At 34.6% G+C, this 9,453-nt stretch carries 11 protein-coding genes; 2 read left to right on the top strand and 9 right to left on the bottom strand.

Annotation, left to right across the window (positions count from 1 at the left end; translation table 11 throughout):
• Positions 1-267: 267 nt before the first annotated feature.
• Positions 268-1,053, top strand: a complete 786-nt coding sequence (locus tag RTL21_RS05215; RefSeq protein ID WP_312094016.1) for a GNAT family N-acetyltransferase — start codon at positions 268-270, stop codon at positions 1,051-1,053.
• 114 nt (positions 1,054-1,167) lie between these two features.
• Here the strand turns inward: RTL21_RS05215 and RTL21_RS05210 are convergent, their stop codons facing one another.
• From RTL21_RS05210 to RTL21_RS05185, 6 genes are all read right to left on the bottom strand, one after another.
• On the bottom strand, positions 1,168-1,731 hold the full coding sequence (locus tag RTL21_RS05210) for a hypothetical protein (RefSeq protein ID WP_312094014.1): 564 nt from the start codon (positions 1,729-1,731) through the stop codon (positions 1,168-1,170).
• Positions 1,732-1,856: 125 nt separating this feature from the next.
• A complete protein-coding gene (locus RTL21_RS05205) occupies positions 1,857-2,564 on the bottom strand; it encodes an SGNH/GDSL hydrolase family protein (protein WP_312094012.1) in 708 nt (235 codons plus the stop codon).
• Between the two features lie 155 nt (positions 2,565-2,719).
• Positions 2,720-4,339, bottom strand: a complete 1,620-nt coding sequence (locus RTL21_RS05200) for an MDR family MFS transporter (protein ID WP_312094010.1) — start codon at positions 4,337-4,339, stop codon at positions 2,720-2,722.
• Positions 4,340-4,367: 28 nt separating this feature from the next.
• Positions 4,368-4,787 carry a MarR family winged helix-turn-helix transcriptional regulator gene (locus tag RTL21_RS05195; RefSeq protein ID WP_312094008.1) on the bottom strand — a complete coding sequence of 140 codons (420 nt, stop codon included), beginning with the start codon at positions 4,785-4,787 and terminating at the stop codon, positions 4,368-4,370.
• A gap of 233 nt (positions 4,788-5,020) precedes the next feature.
• Entirely contained in the window at positions 5,021-5,683 is a 663-nt protein-coding gene (locus RTL21_RS05190; RefSeq protein WP_312094006.1) for a GNAT family N-acetyltransferase, read from the bottom strand.
• A 7-nt stretch (positions 5,684-5,690) separates the two neighbouring features.
• Positions 5,691-6,560 carry a carbon-nitrogen hydrolase family protein gene (locus RTL21_RS05185; protein ID WP_312094004.1) on the bottom strand — a complete coding sequence of 290 codons (870 nt, stop codon included), beginning with the start codon at positions 6,558-6,560 and terminating at the stop codon, positions 5,691-5,693.
• A 291-nt stretch (positions 6,561-6,851) separates the two neighbouring features.
• Here RTL21_RS05185 and RTL21_RS05180 point away from each other — a divergent pair, with 291 nt between their 5' ends.
• Entirely contained in the window at positions 6,852-7,013 is a 162-nt protein-coding gene (locus RTL21_RS05180) for a hypothetical protein (RefSeq protein ID WP_312094002.1), read from the top strand.
• A 139-nt stretch (positions 7,014-7,152) separates the two neighbouring features.
• On the opposite strand, the gene RTL21_RS05175 is transcribed toward RTL21_RS05180, so the two are convergent.
• From RTL21_RS05175 to RTL21_RS05165, 3 genes are all read right to left on the bottom strand, one after another.
• A complete protein-coding gene (locus tag RTL21_RS05175) occupies positions 7,153-8,241 on the bottom strand; it encodes an acyl-CoA dehydrogenase family protein (RefSeq protein ID WP_312094000.1) in 1,089 nt (362 codons plus the stop codon).
• A 165-nt stretch (positions 8,242-8,406) separates the two neighbouring features.
• Positions 8,407-8,952, bottom strand: a complete 546-nt coding sequence (locus RTL21_RS05170) for a DUF3231 family protein (protein ID WP_312093998.1) — start codon at positions 8,950-8,952, stop codon at positions 8,407-8,409.
• Between the two features lie 196 nt (positions 8,953-9,148).
• Positions 9,149-9,453 (bottom strand): phospholipase D-like domain-containing protein (locus RTL21_RS05165; RefSeq protein ID WP_312093996.1); only part of this gene is annotated, 305 nt, incomplete at its 5' end.

Here is a 9,453-nt window from a genome sequence, read left to right as displayed (position 1 = left end):
CGCTCTTTTGGTTTTCATCCCTCTTATGAACACCACTTTCTGCTTGCCACTTTGCTCTTTTGGTGTTCATTCCCCTGATGAAGACCACTTTCCCTTGCCCTCTTGCTCTTTCAGCGTTCATTATCAAAACTGCTCAATCTTATCCAATCAATTTTTATTCAATTAATTATTTTGCAAAATAAAATTATTTCAAACTCTATTTAAATTCACAATATTATGATAAACTAACAAAAAATTACTTCATAGACAGAAAGTAGGTTAACACAAATGATTCGCGAACTTACAGAGAAAGATCATCCAATTGTTATGGATTTTTTACTTCAAGATCCTTCTATTAACCTTTTTATCATTGGGGACATTGAAGCATTTGGCTATCATGCTTCCTTTCAAAAGCTTTGGGGAGAATTTCATGAAGGTGACATCAACGCCGTTCTTCTTAAATACTTTGAGAGCTATATATTTTACTGCAAAGATAAGAACCATTTTGACGTATCAGCTTTTGCTGCGATTATGGAATCAAATAATACCCCTGTAACCTTATCAGGTAGAACCGACTTTGTTGAGAAATTTGAAAACCTCCCTAACCTAATATTAGGAACGAAAAAAGTAACCTATTTTGCTCAATGTGGAACCAAAAAAGAAATGCAGCGAACGGAAACGATAAAAAAAGCAAAGGTTGCTGATATCGATAGAATTTTGACATTACAACGGTCCATCGATGAATTTAGCACAACAGATCAAACGAAAAACATGTTAACAAAGGCAATCGAAGCAAAAACTGGCCGTACATATTTTCTTGAAAATGAAAAAGGAGAAATTATCTCATCTGTTTCTACCACTGCTGAAAATTCTCAATCTGCCATGATTGTAGGTGTATGTACACATAAGGAATACAGAAATAAGGGTTATGCTAGTACGTTAATGACAGCGCTTGTGAATGATGTATTAGATGAAAAACAATATGTTTGCCTGTTTTATGATAATCCAAATGCCGGAAAAATTTACAAAAAAATTGGCTTTGAAGACATTGGATTATGGACAATGTATCGTTAATATCTGACCTATCTTTTAGATAAAGCAACCAAAATCCCCTTTAATTGCTTTAATAGAATGATTCAAATAAAAAAGCATATCAATTTTGCTATTGATATGCTTTACTTCTATTTATCACTTCAGCAATAATTCCAAATCGGTAAAGAGCGAAATAATTTTCTGTATATGTCTCCATTCCTTCGACTGTAAATTCACTAAATCGACAGTGTAAGAGGCGTGGACGGTAATTAATCGCACTGTACATTTAACAGAATCAATTCCTAAAAGTTCTTCTTCCCAATTCCATATTTTCAATCGATATAATTCCATCTTTAAAGCATCATATTCTTCTTGCTCCATTTTATTAAAAACGGGAGGTACTACAATTGGAAATTGACTCCATTCTTGGATTAAATAATTATGAAGATCAAAATCGATATGGATACTAAAAGAGTGTTCTTGATTTACCTTATATTCAACAATTAATTTCGTTATTTCTTTATCTGGATGAATCGATACGAGATCATCACAAACCTCGAATAAGTCTTTTTTCCGGGAAAGAACAGACTTAATGGAGGACATGGAAATCATTGTTTCTTCCTCTCCTAAAAAACTATTTAATTCATTATAAATAATGGAAAGGGTCGTTGGTCCTTTTAGTTGCAAAACAGCAATTATTTTTTCATACAATGTACTCATCCGTATTTCCTCCACTATCTATACCGAAGTATTGATGACTGCTTTTCCTTATCTTAAAGCATAATCCAAAAATTTTCCATAGCTAGTTTTGCCAAATGATCTCTTTTACAAAAAGAATGTAGTCATTAAGATAGCTGTTCTTTTTGTGCGCCTGTTAAGCGAAGCATTTCCTCAAAAATGACATCACTCATTTTCTTGTATCCCTCAGAATTTAAGTGAATACCATCATCGCTAATAAAATCAGCAATGTTTCCAGCTTTTTTGAGCGCTGTCCGAACATCTATACTAGGAAGATTTAATTGTTCAATTAATTTATTCAATTGAATATTATATAAACTATGCCAATGTTCAATTCCACCGCAACTGCTAATCCAATGACTAATGGTTGTCCCATATTTATCGGCAATAAATTTATAATATCTAACAGGATCAAGTGGTGGCAAAGTTAATAAGATTGGCGTGATATTAGATTGCTTCATTTTAGTTACCATTTGACCGATATTTTCAATGTATTGATTCATTGGAACAATTGGATCATGGTTACTATTTGGATTCTCCGCCACTTCTTGCCATTTAAAATTACAATCATTTCCACCAACATTTAATAGTACATAATTTGGTTCTTCTGATAAGACATCTTTCTCCAATCGCTTCATTAGTAAATCAGAATTATCATTAAATACACCTTTATTTAAGACAATCGTATCTTCTGGATTATTTACAGAAAATAATTTTTCAAGAAAAGCGGGATAATTATCCTTGATGATTCTTACCCTACCTTTTACAAAAGAGACACCTCTTGTTAAGCTATCTCCAAAACAGATGATTTTCATTTAACATCCCTACTTTTTTTATTCAGTCACTATAATTTATTATAACAGAAAAAAGGTTGTGCGAAAAAACTTCCGATTGTGTGAAAATTTATTTTTTCCACAAACAAAAAGGCTGTATCCCAAGTATTTGAAATACAGCCAATTCTCTCTAATTCTTAAGAGTTTTGTCTATCAAGGACGATATCTTCTTCTTTCTCCCCTTCAGGAGAAGCTTGGTTCGATGTACGTAGTGGAATTTCTTTTAAGAAAAATACTAATAAAAAGGCAACAACTAATACGATTGTACCAGTTAAGAATACAGTTGATAAGGTATCACCTAAAGCCTCTCTAATTCCTTCAATCATTTTCACAAAAATTGGCTGAACATCTGCAGGGAGACTTGCTTCTGTTTGCTCAAGTAATGGCTTATTCATTAAAGCTTGCGGATTTGCGAAGCCAACGATTTTCTCTGTAACTTGAGGATCCAATGTTGCTAAATCCTTCACTACAGGAGAATTTTGCATTGTATTTTCCAAGTTTGTTTTTAAATTGTTAGCCATAACCGTTCCCATTACTGCGATACCGATAGTACCACCAAGGTTACGGAATAGTTGTGTTGAAGCTGTTACAACTCCCAACTCTTTATGAGAAACAGCGTTTTGTGTAGCAATTGAAAATACTGGCATACCAATACCAAGACCTAATCCAAATACAATCATACTTAAGATTGCCATTGGTACACTATTCATAAAAATCATAATTGCCATACCAGCAATCATGGTTGGTACTCCAATTAATGCAAAGCGTTTATACTTACCTGTTTTTGAAATCAATTGACCAATGATAGTACTTGAGATAACCATTACAATAGACATTGGCATTGTTACATAACCAGCATAAGTAGGTGAAATACCTAACACTCCCTGAACGAAGAAGGAAAGATAAATCATAGCGCCCATCATACCAAAGTTCATAATAAATCCAATTACATTCGATACAGTAACGATATTATTTTTGAATAGATGTAGCGGTAAAATTGGATTTTTCACTTTCTTTTCCACTAATACAAAGACAATCGCAAAAACGATACTTGCAGCAATTAATCCAAGAATTTGAGCAGAACCCCATGCGTACTCTGTACCTGCCCATGAGAAAGCTAATAGTAATGGCACAATAGCAATCGTCATAAAGAAGGAACCAATATAGTCGATGCTTTGTTTGCCACTTCCCTCTACTTTAGGGAATAATGCCATAATCATTCCGAATGCAATAATACCAATTGGTAAGAAGATCCAGAATAACCAATGCCAATCTAAGTGATCCACTAAGTATCCTCCTAAAAGAGGTCCAAGTACACTGGAGAAACCAAATACGGCTGTTAATAAGCCCATCCATTTCCCACGCTCTCGTGGCGGGAATAAATCTCCAACCGCTGTAAATGCAGATGACTGAATAATACCAGCACCAATACCTTGAATACCACGGTAAGCAATAAATTGGAATACATCATTAGATGTACCTGTTAAAAAAGCACCTACCATAAATAATAAAATCCCAATTAATAAGAACGGTTTACGTCCATACATATCAGATAGCTTTCCAACTAATACAGTAGCAATAGTTGATGTAAGCATGTATATATTTATTGTCCAAGTATAGTAATCCATCCCATCAAGGATAGAAATAATTTTTGGCATTGCAGTACTAACGATTGTCTGGTTAATAGCTGCAAAAAACATCGCTGCCATTATGGCAATCATAATCGACAGTTTTTTCTTATGTGTTAAATGTTCCATTGCATTCTCTCTTTTCTTTATAAAATTGTTAGAAATTTTCGTTTAATAATTTGAAAATTCGTTTTAAATGTTGAATATCTTCCTCTGTTAACTTCCTAAAATGTTCCTTCATTTGAACTAACTGTTCTTTCTTCATATTATTTACCAATTCTTTTCCCTTTTCGGTAATCGTTATATGAACAACTCTTCGATCCTCTTTTGATCGAACCTTTGTTATATAGTCATTGGCTAGTAATTGATCAGAAATACTTGTTACAGCAGCGTTGGTAATATGGATATTTTTAGCAATATCAGATACATTCTGTGCTCCTTCTTTATTTAGATAAAAGAGCATTTTATATTGTGTGATATTTACTTCACTACTATTTTTATTAAAATCACTTGTTAAATTTTTTATAAATGTGCCAAACATTGCTGCGACTTCAAAAAGCTCTTCGCCATTTTGCACAAATCTCCCATCCTCTCCAAGATATTTCACCGATAAATATTTAACTACTTAACTATTAAGCAATTAATAATATAGAACTAAATCAATTACAAGTCAAGATAAATTTTTATTTACTTAATATTTTTTAAAATAAAAAATGTCTTATGGCGAGCATTTGTTTTTAACAGGAACCAAACTGACTCGGTTCCCGCCTTAATACAATGCTTCATAAGACATCCATGTTAATTTATCATTTACTTAAAAGGATTTTTCCATTCCATTAAAACTGCGTGATTCAATGATTCTTCATCTTCCAAATAATGAGGTAGTATGGTAACTGGCGTTCTTGCACACCGTAATAAAAACGTGATTACAGGATCTTTTAATTTTCCTGACAGAGCATGCTTTAAATACTCCTCTGGTGATAGATTCTCTGCATACTTTTTATAGCCTGGCATTCTGCCGCCTCCAAGTAATCGATCTAATCCTAATTCGATCACTACATAGTAGGCATTCTGCATTAGTAGCTTTCCTAAACCAAGCTTTCGAAATTTAGGACGAATACTTATATCCACCACATATAACGCATTTCCATTTTCATCATGTGTTGATATATAGCCATTGTCCGTTATTTCCTCCCATGTATGATGGGGATGAGCGGGATCATAAGATATACGAAGACATGTCAAGGAACCTGCAAGCTCCCCATTTACTTCGACACAGATTGCTCCTTCTGGAAAATGGATAAGATGACTGGATAATTGTTCGACATTCCACCATAATTCGTCTGGAAATGGTGGTGGAAAGCATTCGGATTGTATAGCAATTAGTTCTTGAAAATCATTTTCCTGATAGTTTCTAACGGTACATCGAAGCGGCTTTTCCTCCTCAAACAGATAAAATTCACTATGAAGCATTTGAACATCATCCTTCCACAGTGGAATTCCAGTCAGGATAAAGATCGGTTCTTCTATCTCTCCAAGTAGTTACAGAACCTCTCTCTCTTACTTCATATAATAAAGAAAGGTCTAAGTCTGCTGTAACAACCATATCATTATTAAGCTCGCCTTCTACGAGAATTCCTTTTGGCGGAAACGGGATATCATTTGGTGTAATGACTGCTGCCTGCCCAAAGTTGGCACGCATAAAATCCACATTCGTAAGCGTGCCAACTGTTCCAGTTACGACAACATATACTTGATTTTCAATCGCTCTAGCATGACAAGTATAGCGGACACGATGAAAGCCATGGCGGTCGTCTGTACAAGATGGGCAAAAAATAACATCTGCTCCTTTTGCCTTTGCCATACGGACGATTTCCGGGAATTCAATATCATAACAAGTTAAAATCGCGATTTTCCCTTTTTCCGTATCAAAAATCCGGAAAGCATCGCCTTTTTCCATATTCCATTCATACACTTCTGTAGGCGTGATATGGAGCTTTGCCTGTTCTTCTATTCTGCCATCTGGATAAAACAGATGCGCTACATTATATAATTTGTCTTCTCTGCGAATGACATGAGTTCCACCGATAATATGCATTCCAGTTTGAACAGCAAATGACCTGAATAAATCCTGATACTGCTCAGTAAATCCAGGTAATTCATTAATGGTTAAGGCGTTATTCTCATCTCCCATAGATAATAGCTGGGTTGTAAAAAATTCAGGGAATAAGACAAATTCCGCACCAAACTCTAGTGCTGTTCGAACATAATGCTCACATTGTTTTGCAAATTCTTCAAAAGACTTAATGTTTTCTAGTTTATATTGTACGGCAGAAACTCTTATTTTCATTTTCCATCTCCCTTTATATTGTGTATTTTTTATCCCGATTATTGGGTAATATCACTTCTTATTGAGAATAAGTGATTTTGTTTTAAGAAAAGTATTGATTCAAGATATGATTATGCGTCATTCTTGTAGATTTTTCAATGGTTTCACACTATTTTTTTGTAGGAATTTTCTTTTTATATTTATGTTCTTAAAAGCAAAGTTGTTCATATAATTTTATGATCAACTATTGTTTGAATTGCAAGAAAAAAAGGTATAGAAATAGTAGCTTGAGCATGAAGGTGGGGGATTATTTTGAGTGTTTTTATTTATGCTTTCATAGGTTTGATTTTGATAGAAGAATTAGTAGTTGCCGGGTTGAAAAGATACATAAATGGGGCGTTTCGAATAGAAAGTTATTTCCTTCGTCTTTATCGAACGTATAAAGTGAGAGCTGATTTGAAAAAGGTTAGTTAAAAAGTAGCACAGTAATAATTTGTAAATTTTAATCCAAAACGAAAAATACGTAGTCAAACTACCTATTATGGCATGTAATTTGACTACAATCATTTATGATTGCTTTCTATTATAGGCAATCTTTTTTATTGTCCGTTCATCAAAACTCATTCAATGATTTTACTGCTAGTTGTTCGATAGTCATATCTTCCATTGGTGGGTTATGTAAGCCAGCTCGTACGTCTCGGTAGTATCGTTGTAACGGGCTTTTTGCTGATAGACTACGTGCCCCGACAATGCGCATGGCAATATCGACTACTTCGATTGCTGTATTGGTCACAACTAATTTCACCGCACTTAATTCTGGAAGTAATTGTAATTGTTGTTCTTTATCCGCTTCATCCCATTTTTTACTTACTGAATATAAAAAGTGTTTAGCAGTTTGCATTTTTAATTCTATTTCCCCTATTTTTGCACGTACGCTTGGAATGTCGCTAATGGTTCCGTGTATACTATTCGGGGAATAGTTTTTTGCAAAAGTCACTGCTTCTTTTTGTGCAGCGCCAGCTATTCCTATATAACATGCAGGAATATGTAGTAGCCAAGGATTGACTTTTTTCCGTCTTTCCAATTTTTCTACATAATAACGAGCAGGAATTTCTACTTTTTCAAAATACACATCATTACTTCCAGTTCCCTTTAAGGCAATGCTATCCCAAGTGTCTTCGATTCGAATCCCATTACTTTCTTTTGGGATTAGAAAATTCCCTACGTCCTCTGAATCCTTTATGGATGCAGTCACGAGAAAATAATCTAAAACAGGCGACATAGTAGTAAAGGATTTATGACCATTAATAACCCATTTTCCGCCCTTTTTTTCTGCAGTAGTTTGTGGTTTCCCGCCCCTTGTCGGGCTTCCTGTTTGCGGTTCGGTCGCTGCTCCATTTATTAAGGCACCCTTTAGCAATTCCCCATAAACTTCTTCTAGTGTTTCCTTATCCCAATTTGCCTCATGCAGATTTCTTACAACACCCATATGCCAGCCAATGGATAAAGCTGTAGAACCATCTCCTTGAGCGATGACTTCCTGAAACCTTACTAATTCATATAATGAGAGTTCTTGTCCGCCATATTCCTTAGGGATTGTTAAAGCTGTATAGCCAGATTGCTGTAGTTCTTTCATATTTTCAAAAGGAAACGATCCATTCTCATCGACTTCCTTGGCTCTTTCTGAAAATTTCTCGCTCATTTCAGAAAGCTTAGTTAATCTGTACCCAAAATCTTTTTCTTCGCTCAAAAATCCAGTCACTCCACCGCCATCTCCCTTATCAGTTCATTTATAAGGTAATCATAGCATTATTTCCAGTTACTGATAAGCAAAATGCAATGACACTACTTAAGAGCAATAAGAGGGTTAATTTTTGTTGATGATATTATTACGATTTTCCATGCTCGGCGGTTCTTCTGTATACCCTTTTTTCGCCATTAATTCTGCCCCTTGTACCGCGTAATCATAAATTTGAGTAGTAAGCGGAAGAAAGGTGGCGGATAAGTCCTTACGCAAACTAAATGTCGTTCCAACAGCGTTACTTCCAAGACCGAAGCTGCAAAACAGACTGATGCAATACATCATTAGTTTATCGGAGAACGGAGAAACCGTTGAAATCGTCGGACTACCTACCCACGCTATAGGAACTTGAATATCATCATCCATTAATTTTTTCGAAAGCTTGGTAATAATTTTTTTTGACAGTTCTTTCCCTTTTACAAAGTACTTTTTCACCTCTGGGTCTCTTGATACTTGCGCAAATCCCGTAATTAACTGTTGTCCAATGCTATTGCTTTCAATCGATTGATAGACAAAGGAAACTTCCACTGTATTTAAAACTCTTTTATCCCCTAATATATTACTTCCTTTTAAATATTGTGTACTTACTACCATATCCACTTGTTCAGGCATTGAGACTTGAGGGGCACGACTTAAAGCCCCTTTTTCGATTAATAATTCTGTACATTCTTCATAACAATGCTGTGTCGTAACAGATAACTCTTGAAAAAATCGGATAATGTCTTTCCGATAGGATCTTGCTAAGTGCAGTGCGTGTAAATCATAGTTGTTACTATTATTTGAAAAGGACCAGAAATTATGAATGAAATTAATATGTCGTAAACCATAATAATCGTTGCAGTCGATATATTATATAGCGAAAAAGTGGTAATTTTCTTTGTGTATCTACTTCCTTCGTATATATTCCACCATCATTTGTCCATAGTTTTTGGAAATATGATTTTGTTTCCTTCGTTATTTTAGTATCTTTTTTGGCGATAATTTTAATATCTGTTTCCAGGTTAAAATCATAGAGATTTCTGCGGCTGAAATTGGCAGATCCGCTTATAATTATGCATTCAGACCCTCTTTCTATAAATAAAATTTTCGAGTGATACTGCTCTTTTCCTGTGT

The sequence above is a fragment of the Niallia sp. genome, from assembly GCF_031978665.1.
Taxonomy (GTDB): Bacteria; Bacillota; Bacilli; order Bacillales; family Cytobacillaceae; genus Niallia.
The sequence above is the reverse complement of the archived record's forward strand: the minus strand, read 5'-3'. Positions and strand labels throughout refer to the sequence as shown.

What these genes read in the sequence shown, in the direction of transcription:
- RTL21_RS05185 (WP_312094004.1), bottom strand. Translation starts at nt 6,560, where the DNA reads ATGAAAATAAGAGTTTCTGCCGTACAATATAAACTAGAAAACATTAAG.
- RTL21_RS05175 (WP_312094000.1), bottom strand. Translation starts at nt 8,241, where the DNA reads ATGAGCGAGAAATTTTCAGAAAGAGCCAAGGAAGTCGATGAGAATGGA.
- RTL21_RS05200 (WP_312094010.1), bottom strand. Translation starts at nt 4,339, where the DNA reads ATGGAACATTTAACACATAAGAAAAAACTGTCGATTATGATTGCCATA.
- RTL21_RS05170 (WP_312093998.1), bottom strand. Translation starts at nt 8,952, where the DNA reads ATGCCTGAACAAGTGGATATGGTAGTAAGTACACAATATTTAAAAGGA.
- RTL21_RS05215 (WP_312094016.1), top strand. Translation starts at nt 268, where the DNA reads ATGATTCGCGAACTTACAGAGAAAGATCATCCAATTGTTATGGATTTT.
- RTL21_RS05210 (WP_312094014.1), bottom strand. Translation starts at nt 1,731, where the DNA reads ATGAGTACATTGTATGAAAAAATAATTGCTGTTTTGCAACTAAAAGGA.
- RTL21_RS05190 (WP_312094006.1), bottom strand. Translation starts at nt 5,683, where the DNA reads ATGCTTCATAGTGAATTTTATCTGTTTGAGGAGGAAAAGCCGCTTCGA.
- RTL21_RS05205 (WP_312094012.1), bottom strand. Translation starts at nt 2,564, where the DNA reads ATGAAAATCATCTGTTTTGGAGATAGCTTAACAAGAGGTGTCTCTTTT.